The 24,260-nt window shown below is 36.2% G+C and carries 20 protein-coding genes; 12 read left to right on the top strand and 8 right to left on the bottom strand.

From position 1 onward, the window contains the following. Positions 1-37: 37 nt before the first annotated feature. The gene (locus SB679_RS12935) at positions 38-523 is read right to left on the bottom strand and encodes a DUF1573 domain-containing protein (protein ID WP_410702736.1); all 486 of its coding nucleotides are present in this window, start codon (positions 521-523) and stop codon (positions 38-40) included. 128 nt (positions 524-651) lie between these two features. On the opposite strand from SB679_RS12935, the gene SB679_RS12930 reads away from it, so the two are divergent. The 6 genes from SB679_RS12930 (at position 652) to SB679_RS12905 (ending at position 7,286) form a co-directional block, all read left to right on the top strand. Continuing rightward, complete coding sequence (locus SB679_RS12930; RefSeq protein WP_410702735.1) at positions 652-3,267, top strand: valine--tRNA ligase; 2,616 nt, start codon at positions 652-654, stop codon at positions 3,265-3,267. Between the two features lie 220 nt (positions 3,268-3,487). After that, entirely contained in the window at positions 3,488-4,123 is a 636-nt protein-coding gene (locus SB679_RS12925; RefSeq protein WP_410702734.1) for a DUF4241 domain-containing protein, read from the top strand. Positions 4,124-4,191: 68 nt separating this feature from the next. Beyond that, entirely contained in the window at positions 4,192-5,079 is an 888-nt protein-coding gene (locus SB679_RS12920; protein WP_410702733.1) for a ribokinase, read from the top strand. 88 nt (positions 5,080-5,167) lie between these two features. After that, positions 5,168-6,013, top strand: a complete 846-nt coding sequence (locus SB679_RS12915) for a serine aminopeptidase domain-containing protein (RefSeq protein WP_410702732.1) — start codon at positions 5,168-5,170, stop codon at positions 6,011-6,013. Then, positions 6,010-6,654, top strand: a complete 645-nt coding sequence (locus SB679_RS12910) for an HD domain-containing protein (RefSeq protein WP_410702731.1) — start codon at positions 6,010-6,012, stop codon at positions 6,652-6,654. The genes SB679_RS12915 and SB679_RS12910 overlap by 4 nt, the downstream gene beginning before the upstream one ends. A 113-nt stretch (positions 6,655-6,767) precedes the next feature. Next, positions 6,768-7,286, top strand: a complete 519-nt coding sequence (locus SB679_RS12905; protein ID WP_410702730.1) for a hypothetical protein — start codon at positions 6,768-6,770, stop codon at positions 7,284-7,286. A 67-nt stretch (positions 7,287-7,353) separates the two neighbouring features. On the opposite strand, the gene SB679_RS12900 is transcribed toward SB679_RS12905, so the two are convergent. Beyond that, the gene (locus SB679_RS12900; RefSeq protein WP_410702729.1) at positions 7,354-7,584 is read right to left on the bottom strand and encodes a hypothetical protein; all 231 of its coding nucleotides are present in this window, start codon (positions 7,582-7,584) and stop codon (positions 7,354-7,356) included. A 194-nt stretch (positions 7,585-7,778) separates the two neighbouring features. Continuing rightward, positions 7,779-8,669 (bottom strand): DUF72 domain-containing protein, encoded by an 891-nt coding sequence (locus SB679_RS12895; RefSeq protein WP_410702728.1) that lies wholly within the window; start codon positions 8,667-8,669, stop codon positions 7,779-7,781. 445 nt (positions 8,670-9,114) lie between these two features. Here SB679_RS12895 and SB679_RS12890 point away from each other — a divergent pair, with 445 nt between their 5' ends. Further along, positions 9,115-12,300, top strand: a complete 3,186-nt coding sequence (locus SB679_RS12890) for a TonB-dependent receptor (RefSeq protein ID WP_410702727.1) — start codon at positions 9,115-9,117, stop codon at positions 12,298-12,300. A 157-nt stretch (positions 12,301-12,457) separates the two neighbouring features. On the opposite strand, the gene SB679_RS12885 is transcribed toward SB679_RS12890, so the two are convergent. The 5 genes from SB679_RS12885 to SB679_RS12865 form a co-directional block, all read right to left on the bottom strand. After that, entirely contained in the window at positions 12,458-14,026 is a 1,569-nt protein-coding gene (locus SB679_RS12885; RefSeq protein WP_410702726.1) for a hypothetical protein, read from the bottom strand. 6 nt (positions 14,027-14,032) lie between these two features. Beyond that, positions 14,033-14,605 (bottom strand): hypothetical protein, encoded by a 573-nt coding sequence (locus SB679_RS12880; protein WP_410702725.1) that lies wholly within the window; start codon positions 14,603-14,605, stop codon positions 14,033-14,035. A gap of 709 nt (positions 14,606-15,314) precedes the next feature. Then, positions 15,315-16,982, bottom strand: a complete 1,668-nt coding sequence (locus SB679_RS12875) for a ribonucleoside-diphosphate reductase subunit alpha (protein ID WP_262483657.1) — start codon at positions 16,980-16,982, stop codon at positions 15,315-15,317. 49 nt (positions 16,983-17,031) lie between these two features. Then, complete coding sequence (locus SB679_RS12870) at positions 17,032-17,319, bottom strand: hypothetical protein (protein WP_410702724.1); 288 nt, start codon at positions 17,317-17,319, stop codon at positions 17,032-17,034. Positions 17,320-17,531: 212 nt separating this feature from the next. After that, complete coding sequence (locus SB679_RS12865) at positions 17,532-18,506, bottom strand: ribonucleotide-diphosphate reductase subunit beta (RefSeq protein WP_034710015.1); 975 nt, start codon at positions 18,504-18,506, stop codon at positions 17,532-17,534. 426 nt (positions 18,507-18,932) lie between these two features. Between SB679_RS12865 and SB679_RS12860 the strand changes: the two genes are divergently transcribed. From SB679_RS12860 to SB679_RS12840, 5 genes are all read left to right on the top strand, one after another. After that, on the top strand, positions 18,933-19,622 hold the full coding sequence (locus SB679_RS12860; RefSeq protein WP_410702723.1) for an ABC transporter ATP-binding protein: 690 nt from the start codon (positions 18,933-18,935) through the stop codon (positions 19,620-19,622). A 110-nt stretch (positions 19,623-19,732) separates the two neighbouring features. Next, a complete protein-coding gene (locus SB679_RS12855; RefSeq protein ID WP_410702722.1) occupies positions 19,733-20,083 on the top strand; it encodes a four helix bundle protein in 351 nt (116 codons plus the stop codon). Positions 20,084-20,217: 134 nt separating this feature from the next. Beyond that, positions 20,218-21,447 carry an ABC transporter permease gene (locus SB679_RS12850; protein ID WP_410702721.1) on the top strand — a complete coding sequence of 410 codons (1,230 nt, stop codon included), beginning with the start codon at positions 20,218-20,220 and terminating at the stop codon, positions 21,445-21,447. 104 nt (positions 21,448-21,551) lie between these two features. Continuing rightward, positions 21,552-22,823: an ABC transporter permease gene (locus SB679_RS12845; RefSeq protein WP_034710019.1), complete on the top strand. Its 1,272-nt coding sequence runs from the start codon at positions 21,552-21,554 to the stop codon at positions 22,821-22,823. 7 nt (positions 22,824-22,830) lie between these two features. Further along, positions 22,831-24,255 carry a hypothetical protein gene (locus tag SB679_RS12840; protein ID WP_410702720.1) on the top strand — a complete coding sequence of 475 codons (1,425 nt, stop codon included), beginning with the start codon at positions 22,831-22,833 and terminating at the stop codon, positions 24,253-24,255. Positions 24,256-24,260 lie beyond the last annotated feature (5 nt).

The raw sequence follows: 24,260 nt of genomic DNA, 5'->3' as shown, positions 1-24,260 counted from the left end.
TCATTGGAGACGGTTCTTTTATTTTTTTGAGTAGAGCTTACTTTGCGGCAGCAACTTTTGCAACTTTAGCAGCTTTTTTAGCAGCTTTATCTGCTTCTTTCTGAGCTTTAGCAGCCTGTTTTTGCTCTTCAGCAGTCAATGGCTTTGGCTCAGGAGCGTTAGCATCTACATTACCTTTGATATAGATTACAGTTCTGCTGTTTGCCGGATCATTAGAAAATACCTCGATCATTTTGTTAAATGGTGAAACATTAGTAGTGTTATATCCAACTTTGATTTTAGCAGATTTTCCAGGCATAATAGGATCTGTACTGAATTCTGGAGTTGTACATCCGCAAGATGGCTTTACATTAGAGATTACCAAAGGCTTATCACCAGTGTTAGTTACTGTGAAAAATCTTGTACCGTCAGAACCTGGCTTAATAGTACCATAGTCGAAAGTAGTCTTATCGAATGTAATAGTTTGTGCAGATGCAAGAGCAAATGTCCCGAATAATGCAATTCCTGCAATTAATTTTTTCATATTCTTGAATGTTAATACGTTTGTTAGATAAATTTTGAGTAACAAAGTTAAAAATTATTTTAATTCATACTTAAAATTTTTTTTCTTTAAGCTATTTTTGCAAATTGTAAGCTAAAGAAATAGAATTTATGCAGATTTCAGAAAAGTATAATCCACAGGAAACAGAACAAAAATGGTACAAGTATTGGCTGGAAAATAAATTTTTCCACTCAGAACCCAATGACAAGCCTCCATATACCGTGGTCATCCCTCCGCCAAACGTTACGGGGATTTTACACATGGGCCATATGTTGAATAATACCATTCAGGATGTTCTGGTCCGTCGTGCAAGAATGCAGGGCTTTAACGCCTGCTGGATTCCGGGAACAGACCATGCTTCCATTGCTACCGAAGCTAAAGTTGTTGCCAAACTGAAATCTGAAGGGATCAGTAAATCCGATATCACCCGTGAAGAATTTTTAAAGCATGCCTGGGAATGGACCGATAAATACGGTGGAACCATCCTTGAGCAGTTGAAAAAACTGGGATGTTCTTGTGATTGGGACAGAACCTGCTTCACCATGGAAGAAAAATTGTCTCAGCAGGTAATTAAAAGTTTTGTAGACCTATATAATAAAGGATTAATCTACAGAGGATACAGAATGGTAAACTGGGATCCGGAAGCAAAGACCAATATTTCCGATGAGGAAGTAATATTTAAAGAACAAAACGGAAAACTATATTTCCTTAAATATAAAATTGAAGGAACCGAAGAATTTCTTTCCGTAGCTACCACGCGTCCGGAAACTATTTTTGGAGATACTGCCGTTTGTATCAACCCGAATGATGAGCGATATGCCCATTTAAAAGGTAAAAATGTAATCGTGCCGATCGTTAACAGAGTCATTCCGATTATTGAAGATGAATATGTAGATATTGAATTCGGAACAGGAGCATTGAAAATCACACCTGCTCACGATACCAATGACTATGAGATCGGAAAGAAACATCAGTTAAAAATGATTGATGCTTTAGATGATGACGGAAACCTGAATGAGCACGGATTACATTATGCAGGGAAAAACAGATTTGAGGTAAGAAAGCAGATCGCAAAAGAATTAGAAGAAAACGGACTTCTGTTAAAAGCAGAAGACTATGTGAATAAAGTAGGAACTTCAGAAAGAACAGGTGCGGTAATCGAACCTAAAGTTTCTGTTCAGTGGTTCCTTAAAATGGTTGATATTGCCAAACCGGCTTTGGATGTCGTAATGGATGATGAGGTGAAATTTTATCCTGAAAAGTTTAAAAACACCTACAAACACTGGATGGAAAACATCCGCGACTGGAATATCTCCCGCCAGCTTTGGTGGGGACAACAGATTCCTGCGTTCTATTACGGTGAGGGAGAAAATGATTTCGTTGTTGCAGAAAACATTGAAGAAGCACTAGAACTTGCGAAGCAACAAACCAATAACCCACAACTGACAACTGATAACCTGAAACAAGACGAAGATGCTCTTGATACCTGGTTCTCATCATGGTTATGGCCAATGTCCGTATTTGACGGTTTGCTTGATCCTGAAAATAAAGATATTAATTATTATTATCCAACTTCAGATCTGGTAACAGGCCCGGATATTATTTTCTTTTGGGTAGCCAGAATGATCATGGCAGGATTAGAGTACAGAAAAGAAGTTCCGTTCAAGAATGTTTATTTTACAGGTATTGTAAGAGATAAGCAGAGAAGAAAAATGTCAAAATCCCTGGGGAACTCACCAGATCCATTGGAACTAATGGATAAATACGGAGCAGATGGAGTACGTGTCGGAATTTTATTGAGTTCTGCAGCTGGAAACGACCTTCTTTTTGATGAAGACCTGATGCTTCAGGGAAGAAACTTCATGACAAAGATCTGGAGCGCATTCCGTTTGATCAACATGTGGAATCATGAAGATAAACCAGCGAATATTGCAGACAACCAAGCAATTGAATGGTTTGAAAATAAATTAAACAAAACGATCATAGAAATCGATCAGCAGTTTGAGAAATTTAGAATTTCTGATGCGTTGCACCTGATCTATAAATTGATCTGGGATGATTTCTGTGGTTGGTATCTGGAAGCCATTAAACCTAATTACGGAGAAGGAATTTCTAAAGAAGTATATGACAGAACTGTTATGTTCTTTGAAGAATTAATGAAACTTCTTCATCCGTTTATGCCTTTCCAGTCAGAAGAAATCTGGCATTTGATCTCTGAGAGAAGCATTGAGGAAGCGTTGGTAATTGCACAACAGAAGAAAGCAGAAGCGTTTAATGATACCCTTATTAAAAACTTCGAAATGGCTGAAGAAATTATTTCCGGCATTAGAAATTACCGTCAGACCAAAGGAATCTCACCGAAAGAAACCGTTGAAGTATATACCAGTGCAGATAAGTTTGAAAATGAAGCGGTGATTAAGAAATTAGCCAATGTTTCTGAAATTCATTTCGGTGAAAAAACAGATAAACCAAGCTTTACTTTCCTTATCGGATCTACGGAAGTTTCAATTCCTTTAAGTGAAAATTTAGATTTAGGAGAAGAAAAAATAAAAACAGAAGAAGAATTAAAATACCTGAAAGGATTTTTGATTTCTGTAGATAAAAAGCTTTCCAATGAAAAATTTGTGGCCAATGCAAAACCTGAAGTCGTAGATGGTGAACGCAAAAAACAAAAAGATGCGCAGGATAAAATTGCCATTCTGGAAGAAAAGCTGAAAAGTTTATAGTCCTAAATGAACAGTAATTTGTCGGAATATCAGGTTGAAATTTCATGAACACTTTTCACGAAGCCTTTTATATAAAATGGAAGAATATTTGTATATATTGTAACCCATTCCGATACGTCTTGCAGGAATTATTAATGATTCCAAAAAATGATACACATAAAAGAAGACTGGTTGAACTGGTCTTCTTTTGTGAATTTAATGATATAATTGAAAATAAAAAATGACACATATAGAAAACATAAAAAAACTATTCTCAAAAGACTTTGTAGAAAGTCCTTTGCTGGAAAGTTTTGAAGTGGGGAAGATCTATCTTTCCAGTGGGAAATTAGTGGCTTGTGATCCTTTGATCACCAATGATATGAAACCTTTTTCTACGGAATTTCCCAAAGGAGATTTTTCAGTTTTACTGCATAAAGAAAGAGAAAGCAACTGTGTAGCATACGCAGAAATTATCTTTACCAATGCTGAAATTACAGAATGGAAATTAGCAACAACGGATGATCAGAATCTAAAAGATCTGTCAGAAGGAGAAATCTTCGGCTATCCTGTAGAAAGCGGAATGGGTTGCTTTATGGATGTTGGCACTCAGGAAAAGCTCAATGATCTGGAGAAAAAATTATACCATAGCAAAGGAGTGGATTTTATGGGAATCTATGAAGAATTTTTCCATGATTATTTCTTTGATGAAAACGGGGCGATAGACCAATATGCATTTTTGAAGCCGGCAGAAGATCATCCCGGAACAATTTTCGCTTTTGAGACCGGATATGGTGAAGGATTTTATGCAAGTTATATTGGTTATGATAAAGATAAATTACCGGTAAAAATTGTAACAGAATTTATTGAAATAAGTTAAATAAAAATAGTTATTTTTGAAGAACAGTTTCCACCAAATATAAATTATTAAACTAACATAAAAACACAATGAATTTCTCATCAGAACAACCCCGGATTATTGTTGTAGGCAGTTCCTCCATCGATTTGGTCTTAGAAACAGAAAAACTTCCCCAGCCTAATGAAACTGTATTAGCCGTTAATTCCGACAGCTATTTTGGTGGAAAAGGGGCTAATCAGGCTGTAGGAACAGCCAGGTTGGGTGCCAGCGTATATTTTGTAGGCTGTGTAGGTATGGATCCTCTTGGCCAGCAGATCATGAGGAATCTGGTAAGCGAAAATGTAAATGTAGGATTTGTTTATGAAACAGACAGAGAATCAACGGGAACAGCTTATGTAACAACCAGTCAGGGACACGCAGCCATTGTAGTGGTACCGGCAGCCAATAAATGTTTGAGCATAGAACATATTGAGGATGCTGATAAATATTTCCATACTGCGGATCTTGTCCTCATACAGCTGGAAGTTTCCATGGAAGTGGTGGAATATACCGTAAGAAAAGCTAAAAAATATGGCAAAAAAGTAGGGCTTTATGCATCCCCTGCGATGAGAGTAAGTGATTCTATTTTGGAAATGGTAGACTTTGTAGTAGCAAAGAGCAGTGAGTTGTATATTGTTTTTGGAAAAGAGCAGAGAGAAGAAGTTCTGAAAAAGTTTTTCAATAAAGTTTTTGTTCGAGATGATACCAACTCAACAATCTACTTCGATGGTACGGAAATGAAGTATTACCGAAATGATAAAGATGAAACGGTTTACAAGATGGGGATGGGAGATGCCTTTACTTCAGGATTTGCCATAGCACTATGCCATGGAAATTCTATCGAAAATTGCGTGAAATTTGGAAATGAAGTTTCATCCAGAGTATCTGGTGGTAAAGGTTCTCAGACAGGTCTGCCAAGAAGATCAGATTTCGTTTAAACTATTTGCTACATATCGAAAATTATAAACTTCACACGAAAATATAAGTAAAATATCCACTTTTAGGGTGGATATTTTCTTTTATACTATGGAAAAGCTAATCATCACAACACAGGATCATATTTCTCTGGCTGCGCATATCTTTGAGCCGGAACAAAGTAACGGCAAACTGCTGCTGATCAATTCTGCGACAGGCGTAAAACAGCAGGTTTATTTTTCTTTTGCCAACTATTTTTGTGAGAAAGGATTTACAGTGATTACTTATGATTACCGGGGAATAGGTCTTTCAAAGCCGAAGCATATGAAAGGATTTGATGCTTCGATGAGAATTTGGGGATCAGTAGACTATAAAGCATTGACGGATTATATTAAAATCAAATTTCCTGAATATATAAAATATTGCCTTGGCCATTCCGTAGGAGCACTGATCTTAGGAATGAATAAAGATTCTGACTTATTTAAAGAATTCATCTTTGTAGGAACTCAAAATGCTTTTGTAGGACATTTAAAACTTAAGACAAAAGTAGAAGCCTATCTTGGATTTGGAATTGCACAACCTCTAACCACCGGGTTATTAGGCTATTTTCCTGCACATTGGTTTGGACTTGGAGAAAGTCTTCCAAAAAATTGTGCATATGACTGGAGAACCTTAATTTTAAACAGGAAATCAACCAACCGATTGTTGGAGAAAATTGATGACTATTCTAAGAATTTAACGCAGAAAGTGTTCGTGATCCGTGCGGAAGATGATGTGTGGTTGACTGACAAAGGAGTCAAAAGCCTTTTGAATGATACCTATCCAAACCTTACACCTACCTACAGACTTGTGAAAACATCCGAATCTGAAAAGAAAGAGATAGGGCATGTGAATTTTTTTAGAAGCTATAATAAAAACCTTTGGGATATAATTTTAAATGAACTGAAAGATCAATGAAAAGTACAATTAGCAACACCGTAGAATTTGTAAAAGAAAAATTAGAAGGAGCAGAAGCCGGACACGACTGGTATCATATTGAACGAGTATGGAAGCTTTCCAAAAAAATTGCAGATGCAGAAAACTGTAATCATGACGTAGTAGAGCTGTCGGCATTGCTGCATGATATTGCCGATCCCAAATTCCATGACGGTGATGAAACGTTGGCACTGAAAATTTCTAGGGAATTTCTGGAATCACAGCAGGTTTCGGAAGACATCATCGAACAGGTTTTGTTCGTCATCAAAAATATATCATTTAAAAATAGAGGAGAAGCACCTTCAGAGCTGCCTATTGAACTAAAAATTGTTCAGGATGCCGACCGTATCGATGCGATTGGTGCGATTGGAATCGGAAGGACATTTAATTTCGGAGGGTTTAAAAATAACCCGATGTATGATCCGGAAGTGCAGCCCAGCCTGAATATGTCTAAAGAAGAGTATAAGAAATCCAACGGCACTACGATCAATCATTTCTATGAAAAACTTCTGTTACTGAAGGATTTGATGAATACAGAAAAAGGCCGGGAAATTGCACAGCAAAGGCATGATTTCATGCTTACATTCCTGGATCAGTTTTATAAAGAGTGGAATGTTGATTAACATTCCCTCAAAAATTCCGAAATGAGTATCTTTGCAGTATGGTATTTATCATTTTTGTTATCTTTTGGGCTTGTGTACTTTCTTTGGTTTTATCAAAAGTAAAATCAGGAAGGATGGCAAAATGGACGAAATTATTTCGCATCGTTACCGTTGTTTTTTCGGTTTCCATATTTACCTACTGGTTTATCAAGAAAAGTGCGGTAGGATTTATTGACAATTCGGTTGGTCTGCAGGTGATCAATAAATTACCTCAGACATTAGATTTTTATGTAATCAATGTCAATAATCCTGAAAAGAATGGGGTGCTGGAATCCAAGCATATTGGTAAAATACGTCCCGAATATTACAGGATCGAGTACCTGAAAATGGATAAATCTAACGAATACTGGATTGTAGGATACCTGGGTAAAAAAAATCTGGTGTATTTCTCTCAACACTCCGTCCCGAATAAAAATATTGACCAGATTGTAGAGGTTCAAAACTATATCAACCAGAGTTTGAAGCTTTCTGAAGCTGCAAAAAAGCAGGTTGATGCCTATAATTATGAAAATACCAAATTGGGAATCTGGGTAGCATTGGATTTGCTTCTCCTGTTTCTCAATTTGGTATTGATCGTAAGAAAAAATAAATAACTTATTTTGCTCAGTTGAAAATATACATCAAAAGATCAGCTTCTTACATAAATTTTTGTAGTGTCTCTTAAGGATAATCCAGCATATGCATCACCTGTTCTTTGAACTCTTCAGGACAGTTTTTAATTATTTTGTCCTTATTGTGTTTACTGATTTGCTTTGCGTCGAGCCATTCTGTTATATTAGAATTAAGGCTGCTGGTGTCGTACACTCTTTTTATCGTATTGTCTGTATAAAAAGTATAGGCATCACCCAGCCAGTTGCTGGTAATGCTTATCGTACAAATTTCTTTTTCCATAACATTATAGTTTTTAAACATTCAAGATTGAATGCAATTTGTGTAGGGTAAAATATATTAAATTTTATAATATAAAAACCCTTTTAATTATAATTTTTAAAAAAAAGAAAAATAGACTACAACACACTGTTTAAATGGTGATTTTTAGATAAATTATTGCTTTTTTCACCAATTGTTGATATTTTTTTATTTGCTTAAAACAGAGTTCCTGTAATTTCAGTTGCCATTTTAGGCACCGGAAGGTCAGTTTTCCACTTTTCATTCAATTTTTTAATGAAATAGGCGGATAATAAAGGGGATGCTTTTTCAATATTCTGATGAACAAAAAAGTAAAGATTCTGCAGTCCTTCCTTCTTCCATTGGGTAAGATGCTCAAGCCAGTCATCCAATCTTTCGTAATCACTTTCCGCATTAGCACCTACATACCGGATGAAAGCATTGGGAGTAGTAAGACGCATATGAAGCATATCTCTTCTTCCAGCCGTATCTACAATGATGTTAGTGATATTGTTGGCTTCAAAGAGCTCGCAGGTAGTATTCAGGATGTTTTCATCGGTAAACCATTCTGTATTTCGGAGTTCAATGGCCAAAGGAACTTCTTTCGGCCATTCCTTTACAAATTTTTCAAGCCTGTCGTAATCTTTAGGCTTAAAATTATCATGAAGCTGGAGGAAAGCCATTCCCAGTTTTTCGTCAAAATTCATGACTGCGGATGCAAAGTGCGTTACAGGATCTGTAACATCAATCAGCCTTCTGAAGTGAGAAACGGTATTGGTTATCTTGGGGAAGAATTTAAAATCAGCAGGAGTTTTTTCTTTCCAGGTGATTACCTGTTCCGGTGTTGGCATTCCATAAAAAGTAGCGTTCAATTCTATAGAATTAAACTGGGTTGCATAATATGTCAGTTCATCTTTTGTTCCCTTCGGATAAAAGCCTTTAAGATCGGTTTTATTCCATTTGGCACATCCTACAGAGAGATTTTCCAGTCCTTTTTTGTTTTGACTTAAAATTTCTTTCGTTTTGGGATGATCTTTTGGGAGCGTAAAATCTATTTTTGAAGGGTCTTCTACTTGTCCGAATTTCATATGAGTGATTTTTAGGTATTATATGATATAACAAATATAAAACAAAACAATAGGAAATTCTATGGTTTTGGCGTTAAAATGATCCCTCTCAGCGTCTTCTGTTATGGAACATTTTTTTCTTTTTATCCGGATTTTGGAGGATAATTATATCATTCTAATCAAGTGAATATTTTGCTAGGCGGTTTTTAGAAAAGGATGGTTAATTCTTAACAATCCGGGATGTGATTTTTCCTGTTCATATTGGGTTCATATCATGAAAAGTCTTTAATAAACGGAGTGTCCTGATTTTTATAGGCTTAAAATATTACTGAATTAAAAGATTCCTTAGTCCTATTAAGTTTTTTTTAAGGAAATATTAAACTTTGTGTTACACAATGTTAATTGTATGTTACCATACTTCATCAGCAGGGAATCTAATTTTGCCCTAGAAATAAGAAGTAAAAAAATGAAAAAAAAACTGATCTGTGCTTTTGCTTTATTGTCTTTCGGCTTTGCATTTTCACAGGAAACTACCTCTAAGATTTTTGGAAGGCTGAAAGGAACCAGTTCAGAGCTTACTGTAAAAGTAATTCACGTGCCTACCAATAGTACTTTTGAAACCAAAAGTAACAGCAAGGGGCAGTTTAGTCTGGATAACCTGCAGCCGGGAGGTCCGTATAGTATTGTGATTTCTGATGGCTCACAAATCGTTTATTCTAATACTAATGTCCAGCTTTCATTAGGAAATAATGATCTGCCGGTAGTGGAGATCAATAATGGAGAAAAAACCATTGATGAAGTTAAAATTACTTCCAAGAGAACCAGTGTAAAAAATGGAGTAGGGATCAGCCAGGCACAGATTTCCGGACTTCCTAATATCAATAGAGGTATTCAGGATGTGACGAAACTTGTACCGCAAAGCGCCAATAACTCTTTTAACGGAACCAATTTCCGATATAATAACGTAACCATTGACGGATCTATTAATAATGATGCCATTGGTTTCAGTCCATCGTTGGGAGGACAGACAGGAACCTCAGGAATGCCGGGAAGCAGTACCCGTTCCAATTCTATAAGTTTGGATGCTATTCAGGATGTTCAGGTGTACATTGCTCCTTATGATGTAAAGCTGGGGAACTTTCTTGGCGGAAGTATCAATGCTGTAACCCGAAGCGGAAGTAATGATGTAACGGGATCGATGTATGTATATGGAAGAAATGCTTCTATTACAGGAAAAAACAGAGTAGGGGACAATTCAAAAATGCCGAATTCTTTTGAAGATTTTATTTACGGGGGAAGAGTAGGACTTCCTGTGGTAAAGGATAAGGTATTTTTATTCAGTAACTTTGAGTATACGAAACGAACAGATCCTGTTTTTTATAATGCCGGCGATCCCAATGCTTTGGTAAGCAATACGGTTGCTCAGCAGATTTCTGACTTTGTACGCAATAAATATAATTTTAATGTAGGAAGTTTTGACCAGTATACTAACTTCTCGGAAAGTGCTAAGATGTTTAATAAATTAGATTGGAAGATCAATGATAAGCATACTTTATCTATTAAGAATAACACCGTGTTTTCTCAGGCTTCAAATCTTGAAAGGGATGGAGCCAATTTCAGATTTTCCAGTATGGATTTTATCCAGAAAAATACCTCTTCTTCAACGACTTTAGAATTAAAGAGCCGTTTTAATGATAAGTGGAACAATAATTTAGTCCTGGGATATTCTTCTATTCATGATTACAGAGATCCTACTTCTACCAATACCATGTTTCCACAGGTGGAAATTGCCTATAACGGCGGAACTATTTTATTAGGAAACGACAGAGAAGCTACTGTTTTTAATATGAGGCAGAAAACTTTTGAAATCACGGATAACCTGACCTATAAAACAGGAAATCATACGTTCTTATTGGGAACACACAATGAATTGTATAATATTGATTACGGTTTTGTGAATGCTCTTAACGGAAGAATTTCTTACAAAAGCTTAGCGGATTTTTATAATTCCAATCCTGCTAGAATTAGGGGAACGTATCCATTCAATGGAGACAGCAGACAAACTATTTTCGACAATCCATATGCACAGTATAAAGTGAATCTTCTTTCCTTATATTTTCAGGATGAGATTAATTTAGGAAGACTAAGATTGTCTCCGGGAGTGAGAGTAGATTATACCGATTTACCAAATAAGCCTCTTTTAAGTCCGAAGGTAACCAGTTCTCCTGCAGATCCTAATTACGGAAATACTTATACCTATACACCGCTGAGCCAGCTCAATAATGATTATCTAACTAAACCGACACTTTCTCCAAGATTAGGATTTACGTGGGATCTTACAGAAGATCGTTCTGTGGTAGTGAGAGGGGGTTCCGGAATCTTTGTAGGAAGAATTCCTTTTGCATGGCTGGGATACGCCTATTATAATGACGGGGTAGGTTTTGGCAGCTATGATTATAACGCACCGACTGCCGCACAGCTTGCAGCGAACGGAGATCCTTTGGTAAGCGGTAATTTCCCGAAATGGCAGAATTCTTCCAAAGTACAGGTGGATCTTATCGATAACAATTTTAAAATGCCAAGAGTGTGGAGAAGTTCATTAGCTTTTGATTACACATTCGCAGGATATAAACTTACCTTAGAAGGAATCTATACTAAAGTGCTTTACGATCTGAAGTTCCAGCAGGTAAACAAAACTGATAATGTAACGTATTACAGCTATGATGTGAATCATGAGATGCCAATTTACACTACCAATATTAACAGTAATTTTTCTAATGCCTATCTTTTATCCAATACCAAAGAAGGATACCGGTATAATGTAACCGCACAGATTTCCAAAACATATAGTTTCGGGTTTAATTTCTTTGCCGCTTATACATACGGTGATGCAAAAGATATTACCAATGGAATCCGAAATTCTATGGAAAGTAACTGGCAGATGAATCAGTCGCTGACTCCTAATGATCCTAAATTGACCACTTCCAATTTTGCGATCAAGAACAGAGTGGTTGCTAACCTTGGATATGCCTTTAATGTTTCAAAATCCAATAGGTTGTCTGCGAATGTATACTTCAATGCACAATCAGGAAATCCTTTCTCATGGGGATTTGTAAACAGTACGATTGCCAATACGGGACAGGCAGCAGGATTGGCTTATATCTTTAAAGATGCGACTGAAGCTGCAAAATACATTGTGCCTATAAAAGATGCATCAGGAAATGTAGTGGTTACGGCCCAGCAGCAGATCGCAGATTATGAAAACTTCGTTAATGGAAGTAAATATTTAAGCTCCCGACGAGGAAAGTTTACAGAACGTAACGGGGATAATACTCCGTGGAATATCCAGGCCGATTTCAAAATCATGGACGAGATAAGATTAAGTGAAAAATCTAAAAATAATATTCAGATTTCACTAAGTATCATCAACCTTACGAATCTGTTAAATAAAGATTGGGGGAAAGTATATTTTGTACCCAATACTTTTAATTCCACAGCCAGTGTAGGATTAACGAAAGTAGGAAATGTAGCAGCAGGACAAACTGCCGCAGGAGATCCTACTTATAACTTTACAAAACCAGGATTGCCTTATACTATTGACCAGTTTGCGTCAAGGTTCCAGGCTCAGCTTGGGGTTCGATACAATTTTTAATTTTACTTTATATATTCTTTCAAGGGGTCCGGATTTTCTTTCCGGGCCTTTTTTATAAAGATAAGCTTGTGGGGCTTTATAGATTTAAAACAAAAAACCATAGAAATTTCTATGGTTTTTATACTGCTTCTTTATGGTAGAATATGTTTTTTGTTTCTTATTTTACACCCTGTGTTACCATTCTGTTGGAAACTACTGAATAGATACAGCCTGTAGTTTTTAAATTAACGGTAATGGTGCCCGGAACAGATCTGTAAGCGGTATCTCCATAGGGTTCAATAATGTTTCCACTTGAATCTTTTACTGTTTTTCCTTTTATCGTATACGTCATGGTTGCTGTTCCTGTAAATCCGCTTGAAGGATTAAAGGTAACAATACCAGTAGATTTATTATAGGTCCATGTTCCTTGGGCAGTCACTTTTTTACGGTACAATGTTAAATCGGTATCGCTGTTTTTTGTAAAACTAAAGGTTGAGTAATCAATATTGGCATTACTTCCCGTTGGTGGAGTTGTAATACTGATCGGACCTTTATAAGCGATATCATTACTGAAAACCGGGATATTGACTGGCTGAAGTTTACAGGTAGAAGTTACATCATCATTAGCAACAGCGGCATAAGGAAGAGTAAGTTTTACATTTCTGATAATATGCTGTTGAAACGCAGCTCCTGTGGATGCTGCAAAACCAAGTTTTAAAACTGAAGGTACTGTTGCATTCAAGGTCTGATTAGTAGCAGGCCCCTCAACATCTAAATTGTTAAAGTCAGTTACCTGTGGATTCGCATTTTCAGAATAAGGCACTGAACTTTTATAATGATAATAGTTGATGATATTTATTGGGGTTCCATTTTGGGCTGTCTGAATATCCACTTTGATATCAAATCCGTCTGTAGTCGTAGGGCCGGTAAAATGGGGAATCAAATCAAGATACACCTTCCTGAATTCTCCGGCATTGTTTCTAAGATCAAATACGGAAGAAAGCGTATTGGAAGTAGCCGCATAACTTCTGTCTGTCTGAAGCACACTACCCACAGTTCCTGAATTGCTTAATGTAGACCGCGTCACCAAAACCGGATATCCTGTAAATCCTGCTCCTAATCCTGTGGTATTGATAGCTGCACCTCTTGCACCTCTTAAGGAAACATGACTGGTCGCCTGGCTCCAGGTTACCCCTGCAATACCATTTACCCTCGACTCACCTTGAAAACGTTTAGATTTAAAATTTCCGAATTCATCCAAAGCGATACCCAGGTATCCTCCTGTTAAACCTGCTTTTCTTTGAGGGGCATAAGTGTCTTTTGTTCTGTTGTAAGCATATCCAAGTCCTGCACCTGGTGACCCGATGGTAGGGCTTGTTACAGCACCATCATAAAGGAAGAAAGATAAACCATCTCCATATGTTCCGCTTAGGGGTGTTCCGTTTTTCATATCATATTCGAATTCAACATGAAGCCCGTTTACTGAAGTAAAAGTTCTTCCGTTGATAAATAATCCTCCAAACTGTCCTGCAGTCGCAGGCGTAAGCTGTACTCCCGTAGAAGTATATGAGGCATTTCCCTGTATCGCAAGTTCCGGTGCTGAAGAAGCATTCATCAGCGAACTTGAATAGGAATAAAACCCATAAATACTTGCCACTTCTGTACTATCTGTCTGTGCATACACGAAATGAGTAAGCAGTACGAAGACCAGGCTCATCAAAGATGGCCTCTTAAAATTCTTTTTCATGGCAGTTTATTTTACGACAAATACGATGTTGATGAAAGAGGCTGAAGTAGCATTCGATAAGACATCATAATTTAATACACCTGTACTGCTGATGCTGTTTATTTTGAAAACAGTAGTGTCATAGCCTGTTACATAGTAATAAAGATCTGTTGCATTCGGGAAAAACGGAATTGTAGCCGGAGCAGATGCGCTTCTTGCATTAGTCGGTACATTCGAAAACTGATTTTTATACAAAGTGTATAGATCCTTTGTCTGTCCTGTTCCAGTCGTTGTCGTGTCAAATACTATACTCGGCATATAGAAAAACCTGGTAGCATTGGGAGAAAGGCATGCCCAGTCCGGAGCTGCAGGAGTTCCTACATTCTGGCTGATACATTTCTTGTTGGTATCAAAAATAACCAGCCCTGTTGCAGGATTAGTAACCGATGAAAGATTGCTTATTCTTGGAAGTAAAACTCCTTTAGAAGTACTGGTAACATCTAAAGCAGAACTTACGTCTGGTGAAGATGTGTTAATACCCACTTGTGCATTCATGGAGCAGAAAGCCATTACTAGCATTGCTGTAATAATTTTGTACATTTTCGAAATAATTTTTTTGTGTGTTTGTACTATTAGCAAACTTCTTGCCAATAGAAAATTAATTGTTTAATTTGATTAATTTGTGTATTTTATATTATAAATTGATATTTGTTTATGATTAATTTAAATTTTTATCTCTTATTGAATTTAAATTCATCGTTTAGTGATTTGTGTAGGTGTGTTTTTTGTGTTTTTGGGCTCTATTCATACATTTTGTTATCCATTTGTTTTACTATTCATTTTTATTAATGTTTGAATTTTTTACTTGAATTACAAAATGTATTATTTTAACTTATTTATTGATTTTGCTTATAAATATTTAATATTTAATTTTCTTGTGTTTTTTTAAAAAATATTCACTTTACATCTGTTTTTAAATAGAAATCATACACTTTATGATTTACTATTTTGATCATTTGCTGCATATTTTATTATTGATTGATATTCTGTTAAATATTATTGTATATGATAAATTTTAAGCAAATATATGTAAAAATTGTTCCAAAAAATAGCTAAAGTTCAGTGTTACAGTGACTTGATTCACTATTTAGGGAATGGAGGTCGAAAATTTTCAGTGTTAATAGAGGATGAAGAGAAAATAGATTTTAGTACCCTAATATTAAAATTATATTAAAAATTTTTATACCATAAAAAAAGCACGCTGAAAAAGCGTGCTTTAATATATATTGATGTTTATTATTTCTATCTATTATGCTTCACAAGCAGAGCAGCTCACAAAATTGACCATCATTTCTTTAGAGACAGAAGAACTTCTTTGATAATATAAAGTTTTCACTCCTTTTTTCCATGCTTCAATATACAGGTAGTTTACATCCTTTACAGGCATTGTAGAAGGAATCTGTAAGTTCAGTGATTGCGCCTGGTCAATATACTGCTGTCTTTGGGCAGCCTGTGAAATGATCTCCATTGGAGAGATTTCTTTAAATGTTTTAAATACTGCTTTTTCTTCGTCACTAAGCTCCGTTAAATGCTGAACAGAACCGTGATTTAGCATAATTGTTCTCCAGGTTTCTTCGTTATCCAACCCTTTTTCTTCCAGTAATTTTGCCAGATATTTGTTCTTACGCATAAAGTTTCCTTTTGCTAAGCCCGCTTTATAATAGTTAGAGGCAAAAGGTTCGATTCCCGGAGAAGTTTGTCCCAGAATTGCTGAACTTGAAGTCGTAGGAGCAATAGCCATAGTCGTGGTATTTCTTAATCCGTATCCTTTCAATAATTCAGGTTCTCCATAGATATTGGCCAATTCTCTTGAAGCAGTTTCTGCCTGTTCTTTGATATGTCTGAAAGCTCTTGCGTTGAACTGAGTTGCCTCAAAACTTTCAAAAGGGATCATGTTTTTCTGTAAATAAGAATGGTATCCCAATACTCCTAAGCCCAGTGCTCTGTGACGTAAAGCAAAGTTTCTTGCTCCCTGCAGGTAATAATTACCTTCTGTTTTTTCGATAAATTCAGTTAAAACAGCATCCAGGAAGTAAACGGCAAGTTTTACAGCGTCCGTATCTTTCCATTCATCATACAATTCTAAATTCATGGAAGACAGACAGCAGATGAAAGATTCTTCTCTGGTGGAAGGAAGCATGATTTCAGAACACAGGTTACTTGCATTTACGGGCATTCCCAGATCCTTATAAACCTGCGGCTTGTTTCTGTTAACGTTATCTGTAAAGAAAATATAAGGAAGACCTTTTTGCTGACGGCTTTCCAGTACTCTCGCCCAGATTTTACGTTTGTCCATGTCGCCATCGATCATATCCTGCATCCAGTAATCCGGTACGCAGATCCCTGTGAACAGGTTCTGGATCGGACTTCCGATATCTTTGATAGATAAAAATTCTTCAATATCACCGTGGTCGATATCCAAATAAGCAGCAAAAGCACCTCTTCTTACTCCGCCCTGAGAAACAACATCCATTGCCGTATCAAACAGTTTCATAAAAGATACAGCTCCTGAAGATTTTCCATTATCGGTTACTGCAGTTCCTCGGTTACGAAGTTCTCCGAAATACCCTGAAGTTCCTCCGCCGATTTTTGTCTGCATGATCACCTCACCCATTTTGTGGGTAATTCCTTCAATACTGTCCGGAATATGAACGTTGAAACATGAGATCGGAAGTCCTCTCTGTGTTCCCATATTGGCCCAGACAGGAGAAGAAAAACTGATCCATCCTTTTGTGATCATTTCCTTGAAAGCCGGCTGTAATTCAGGCTTGTATAATTTTTTTGCAGCAGCAGTGGTGATTCTGTCGATAGCTCCGTCTACAGTTTCTCCTTTTAACAGATACCCTCTGTTCAGCATTTGCTCAGACTCTTCATTGAGCCACCATATATTTGAATTTTGCTCTTCCATAGATGTTATATTTTCGAATTCCCGGGTGGTTTTATAAAACTCAGGAATTTTGTATTGCTTATATTGATTGTAAAATTTCTACTTTGTGGGAACCGTTCAGCCCGCTTTCGTCTCTTAATTTTTGAAATTCCTTAAAAGAAGGTACATTCAAAACCTCATGTTGTACTTCCTCATTGATATAATTGGAGTAATGTAAAAATGTAACGCCATCTTCTTTTGTATACACTTTATATTCAAAGGTTTCCTGGTCTAAATTTTTAAAATCATCCAGAAACTTTTGGATATTGGCTTTATTTTCGGTAACAAATTCCGGTTTAACGGTGTAAGATACGATTACGTTGATCATTATTTATGCTTTGATATTTAATCTGCTTGTCATTGCAAGGAACGAAGCAATCTCTTGATAATCTTGAAGTCTTAACTATTTCTTACTATTTTAAATTTTTACCCATTAAGGGTAATTTAAGTTTTAAGAATATTAAGATGAAATTCTTCATTCAGAATGACAAAATGCTAATACTATCTGCTTTGACGCTTGCTTCGCTCGCGCCTTTATTGTTAAAACAAATCGTTCGCAGTAATACTCTTATCGTGTTTCGTGTAATCCACAGGTCTTTTGGCAAAGAAATCATCCATAGAGTTGGCGAAAACTTCTTCTTCAAACCACTTCATTGGACGATATTGTTCTGGAGTGATGTTATAACGCGTATCCATATTGATTTTCTTTAAACTGTCGTCAACACGGTATTTCATGAAGTTTAACAGGTCTTCTTTGGTGAAGAAATTAAACTCTCCTAATTCGAAGATCCATTCGATAATTTCACCTTCCAATTCAATAGACTGATCTACCAAAGTATAGATGTCTTCAATATCAGAATCTGTTAACAGGTCAGGTTGTTCTTCACGGATTTTATTGATCAGATAGATTCCTCCATTCGCGTGAATCTGCTCGTCGATAGAAGTCCATGCAATAATATTGGAAACGTTCTTCATATATCCTTTGAATCTTGTGAAAGAAAGGATGATCGCAAATTGTGAGAAAAGCGATACATTTTCAATCAGGATGCTGAATAATAAAAGAGAAGAAACATATTCTTTTGGAGTGGTAGAATTAGCGTGTTTCAAAACGTTTGTTAAGAAATCAATTCTCTTTTTCACAGCAGGAATTTCTATAACATTAGAGAATTCTTCGTTATATCCTAATACTTCTACCAGACGGGAATAAGCTTCAGAATGACGGAATTCACATTCTGCAAAAGTAGCACCCAGGCCATTCAATTCAGGTTTAGGCATGTGGTTGTATAGGTTTCCCCAGAATGTCTTTACAGACACCTCGATCTGTGCAATGGCTAACAATGCATTTTTCACAGCATTTTTTTCGTGCGGCTCTAACTGCGAATGAAAATCCTGAACATCTGCAGTAAAGTCCACTTCCGAATGCACCCAGAACGATTTGTTGATCGCCTCTACAAATTGAAGAACCTCAGGGTATTCAAATGGTTTATAGCTTACTCTTTTATCAAAAATTCCCATATTAAAATGTCTTTAAAATTAAAATAATTACATGACTGTGGATAACGTTCAAAAAATAATCAACTTCTTGATCTGTCGTAACTTGTATTTCAAAGTTTTTCACAGGAGAAGGGTCTTTGTTTTTTGTTTCGTGCGAAGCACAAAGGTCGAAAAAAAGAACTGATTTAAAAAGGGGAAAATACTAATTGGTTGAGTTTTAACTCTAAAAGTTTTCCACATTTACATGAAAGTAGCGCTGATAATGGCTTAAGGACAATTATAAGGCTAGAATGAATAAAAATGTAAACTTACGGTTAAACAGGATTGTGTAAAAGCTTATTAATAAATGGATAATGAGTTAAACAATAATTTATTTGAATAAATTGCTAATCTTGTAACAAATTGAATATATCATCTACTTATTGGGTATAAAACATACATCACTTAATGTTAGTAATTCAGGATTTAAATAAATCGTACGACACAGGAAAAAGCAAGTTGCACGTTCTCAAAGGAATTAATCTTAATATTTCCGAAGGCGAGTTTGTTTCCATTATGGGAAGTTCCGGTTCCGGAAAGTCTACACTCCTTAATATTATTGGTATTCTGGATGAAAAAGATTCTGGAACTTATGAGCTGGATGGCGTTCCGATTGAGCACCTGTCTGAAATAAAAGCTGCCGAATACAGAAGTAAGTTTTTGGGATTTATTTTCCAGTCTTTTAATTTGATCGGTTACAAAACTGCTTTGGACAATGTGGCTCTTCCTTTATATTATCAGAATGTTCCCAGAAAAGAACGTAACATAAAAGCTATGGAGTATCTGGAAAAAGTAGGCCTTGCCCAGTGGGCAACCCACCTTCCTAATGAGCTTTCCGGAGGACAAAAACAAAGGGTAGCTATTGCCAGAGCTTTGATTACTGATCCTAAGATCGTACTGGCGGATGAGCCTACGGGAGCACTGGATTCCAAAACAACTCATGATATTATGAAGCTTCTTCAGGATATCAATAACGAAGGGAAAACCATTATTGTGGTTACCCATGAACCTGACGTTGCAGCGCAAACCAAAAGAAACGTTATTTTAAAAGACGGAATTATTGAAAGCGATGAGTTTATCAAGCAGATTGTGTTGTAAGAACGTGAATGATGAATGGTCAATTTTGCTTCGCAAGTGAATTTTTAAGTTTGTGAAAAATTGAATAGTTCGTCATATATAATAAATCACAAATTTGAAAAAGGATAAAAATGTTTTTAGATCTCAATCATTATAAACTCGATGTTTATAAATCGGCAAGGGAATTAAGGTTTGAATGTTATCAAATGTTGTCAAGACTTCCGGATAATGAAAGATTTAATTTAACAGATCAGATAAGAAGAGCTTCAACTTCAGTGGTATTGAATATTACAGAAGGTTGTTCAAGAAAATCCGAGACCGAAAGAAAAAGATATTTTGAGATTGCAAGAGGTTCGGTAATAGAATTAGATTCATGTTTTGATATAGCTATTGAATGTAAGTATATCGAAAGAGAGAATTTAGAAAAAACAGGAAAATTAATAAAAACAACTTTCATTTTATTAAGTGGAATATTAAGATAGTCAATGATGCTGAATTGTATTGGGCAGGTGAAGTGAAGTTTAACAAGAGAAGAAAAAATTGACAGCGCAGTGAATTGACTTCGAAGAATATTCACCATTTAATTGACTTTTTTATAAAGTAAAAAAACAAAACTATGTTTGACCTAGATCGTTGGCAGGAAATATTCAGTTCTATTCGCAGTAATGTATTGCGGACGGTACTTTCGGGGTTTACGGTGGCTTTAGGTTTATTTATCTTCATCGTTCTCTTCGGAATAGGGACAGGGCTGCAAAATGCCTTTACAGAAGGATTTACCAGAGATGCCCAGAACCTTATTTCCATTTATACAGGAAAAACTACGCTGGCCTACAAAGGACTGCAGTCTGACAGAAAGATCACCATGAATAATGATGACTACGACTTCCTAGTAAATACAGACAAAGAAAATGTAGGCTATGCCACTCCAAGATATTCATCCAGCTTAATGATTAAGTATGGAAAAGAAAGCGGAAATTATCAGGTAAATGGTGCTGATCCACAAGAGCAGTTTACTGAAAACAGAAAAATGCTGGAAGGTCGTTACCTAAGTCCGATGGACCTTGAAAGAAAGCAGAATGTTGCCGTTATCGGAAGAATGGTACAGCGGGATTTGATTAAGAACGGAAGCCCTGTCGGAAAAGAGCTGGATATCAATGGAACGATGTTTAAAATTGTGGGAGTTTTCTCTGATGATGGTGGGGATTCTGACGAAAGGCATATTACTGTTCCTATTACCACGCTGCAGCAGATGAAAAAAGGTTCTGATACCGTGAGTACAATATTCATTGCTTATAATGATAAACTGACTCCGGCAGCAGCCATAAAATATGGTGATGAATTAAAAGATAAACTGAAATCCAGAAAAAGTGTATCTCCTGATGATGAAAATGGAGTGCGGGTATGGAACAACGCCAAAAATATGAATGATACATTTATGTTTATGGCGGTGATTACCGCTATTGTAACCTTTATCGGTCTTGGAACTTTACTGGCAGGAATTATTGGGATCAGCAATATTATGGTGTATATCGTAAAAGAAAGGACCAAAGAAATTGGTGTACGAAAAGCTATCGGTGCAAAACCCGGAAGTATCGTTGCCTTAATTGTCCAGGAGAGTGTCGTCATTACGGTAATTTCAGGTTTTGTAGGAGTAGGAATTGGAGTATTGGCTTTAAATTTAATTGGAGATAATCTGGAAGAATATTTTATCAAAAGTCCGAGTGTGGGCTGGGGAACTATTATTATGGCCTTTATTGCTTTGGTTTTATCCGGTCTTATTGCAGGATTTGTTCCGGCATACAGAGCTTCAAAGATTAAACCTATCGAAGCATTAAGAACAGAATAACAGCTGCGAATAGTAACAAAGAAAATTTGAAAATAAGGAGATTCAAAGATCAATCAACAGATGTATCCTTTTACAGATCATCATATAACTCATAACTCAAGAAAGTGAATATTTTATTTAAAAAAGATACTTGGCAGGAGATTTATTATTCGTTGCGGAATAATAAGCTTCGAACATTCCTTACCATGATTGGTGTGGGTTGGGGGATGTTTTTATACGTGAGTCTCTTGGGAGCAGCAAAAGGGATGGAGAATGGTTTTGATAAAGTGTTCTCAGGATTTGCAACAAATTCAATTTTTCTTTGGGCGCAAAACACAAACATTCCTTATGAAGGTTTCCCGAAAGGAAGAAAGCTGGATCTTACCCTTCCCGATATTCAGATGCTTAAAAACAAAATTTCAGAAATTGATTATATCTCTCCGCAAAATGCAAGAGGAAGTTTTACAGGTACACCGGGAGAAATCATGTCCAGAAATGGGAAAAACGGAACCTATTCTCTGACGGGAGATTATCCTGTTGGAAATAAAATTTCTGAGAAAAAACTGATTTTTGGAAGATATATCAATGATGCGGATGTTTCCGGAAATAAAAATGTAGCCGTTATTGGAGAAGAAGTATATAAAAACTTCTTTGATTCTAAAAAGAATGAAAATCCTATTGGAAAATCCATTAATGTTAAAGGTCTTTTTTTTAATGTTATAGGCGTTTTCAGGGTGAAAAAAGGAGGCGGATTTGAAAATGATCAGACTATTTTCATTCCACTTTCTACATACACCAAAATGTACAATGCAGGAGATAAGATTGATATGTTCGCAATTGTAAGTAAGCCTAATGCCAATGTCAATGATGTCGAAGAAAGAGTTAAACTTGCCCTAAAGGCTAAAAATAAAGTGTCACCGGAAGATACAAACGCTTTTGGAAGCTTCAATCTTGGAAAAGAATTTAAAAAACTGACAGGTTTCCTAACCGGAATGCAGCTTTTAACCATTATCGTGGGAACGTTAACGATTCTCGCAGGAGTTATCGCCATTTCAAACATTTTATTGATTACGGTAAAAGAAAGAACCAAAGAAATTGGGATCAGAAGAGCCTTAGGAGCGAAACCTGCTGAGGTAAGAAACCAGATTTTGTTGGAAAGTGTAGTTATTACACTGTCCTCGGGGCTGCTGGGATTCATGTCGGGAATCTTTGTTTTGATTATATTGAATATGGTGACACAGAATCAGGATTCATTTCCTTTCTACAACCCGACAGTGAACTACCTGAATGTATTTGGAGCGATGGCAGTAATGGTAATTTTAGGATTATTAATAGGAATGATTCCGGCGCAGAGAGCCGTGAAGATCAGGCCGATTGAGGCATTGAGAACAGAATAAGGCAGAGATGAAAAAGCTTTTTTTATTCATAATGATCTACTGTTTTGGAGCTGTTTACGCGCAGCACAGTGATTTTTTCATTTTTAAAGAAAGTGAAGTCTATAGCCTTTTTAATTTTATGGAAACGGCAGCAAGAATGCCGGGAACCTCTTCTACATACAAGAAATATATAGATGGAAAACTATCAGGAGATAAAGACTTTCAGAAATTGGTTGGAGATTTTAAATCTATTGATTTTAATGAAAGCATAACAAGACAAGACTATCCGAAAGGCAGGATGTATATGAAAAGTTATTTGACACTGCTTATCGTAAATACCCTGAAGTCTAAAGATCTTGATGATTTTAATGAAAGAATAACCGGGATTTTGCCCATTAATGAGCAAATGCAGGTGTATCAGACTTTAAAAAATGCACAGCCTTATTTCAGACAGTTTGTATGGAATGAGAATGAGTCAAAGATTAAAAAACAGATTGATGATCTTAAAAAATATAATGACGTTAGTTCAGAACTGTTTTTAAAGTTTAATCACTTTTATAAATCGTCCTGGGATCAGCATATTCCGTTTTATGTGACGCTGTATCCTATCCCCGGGAAAAATGGGAATACTACAGCAACACCTCATGGAAATGCCCTGTGTGTAGGAAGTATGACAGATTCCAATGATACAGTAGGAACGTTGGGAGTAACGATGCACGAGATGTGTCATATTTTATACAACGAGCAGAGTAGAGAAGTTCAGGAAGAACAGGAGGCTTACTTTAAACAAAATAAATCAAGATATGCGAAGCTGGCCTATTCTTATTTTAATGAAGCAATGGCAACAGCACTGGGCAACGGATATGCATATAAAGTGTTAAACAAAGGGGTTCTGGATAAACAGGAATGGTATAATAATCCTACCATTGCGCTCTTTGCAAAGGCGATTTATCCTTTAACTGAAAAATATTTGGAGGAAAATAAGGCAATTGACAAGGATTTTATTGATGACGCGATTAAAAAGTTTGAACAGACTTTTCCTGATTCGCTTTATGAATATGCACCTAATTTCAATACCTTGAATCTGTATACGGAAGAATTGGATGGGAATTATATATTTGATGCTCTTTTCACGTATTTCAGTGCCAACAATGTACGTGTTTCGAGTCCGATGAAAAATATTTCACAAAGCTCAAAATTGCAGGAAGCTGATTCCTCTTTCATAATGCTGCTGGATAAGAACCAAAAAGAAAATCTGGACGAATTGAAAAAGGTTTTCCCGGAGATTAAAGGAATACAATATAACCAGTCTATACAGAATATAAGTTTTATAGATTCCAAAAACAGGATGATCATCATTCTTTTTATTAATAAGAAAGAAGACCTGGCTCCGGCTTTTGAAAAACTGGCCAAACATAAAAGTATTAATAAAGACAAATTAATTCAATATTAAAAAAT

This window comes from Chryseobacterium sp. SIMBA_029, assembly GCF_046535275.1.
Classification (GTDB): Bacteria; Bacteroidota; Bacteroidia; order Flavobacteriales; family Weeksellaceae; genus Chryseobacterium.
This window is presented reverse-complemented; position numbering and strand designations above follow the sequence as displayed.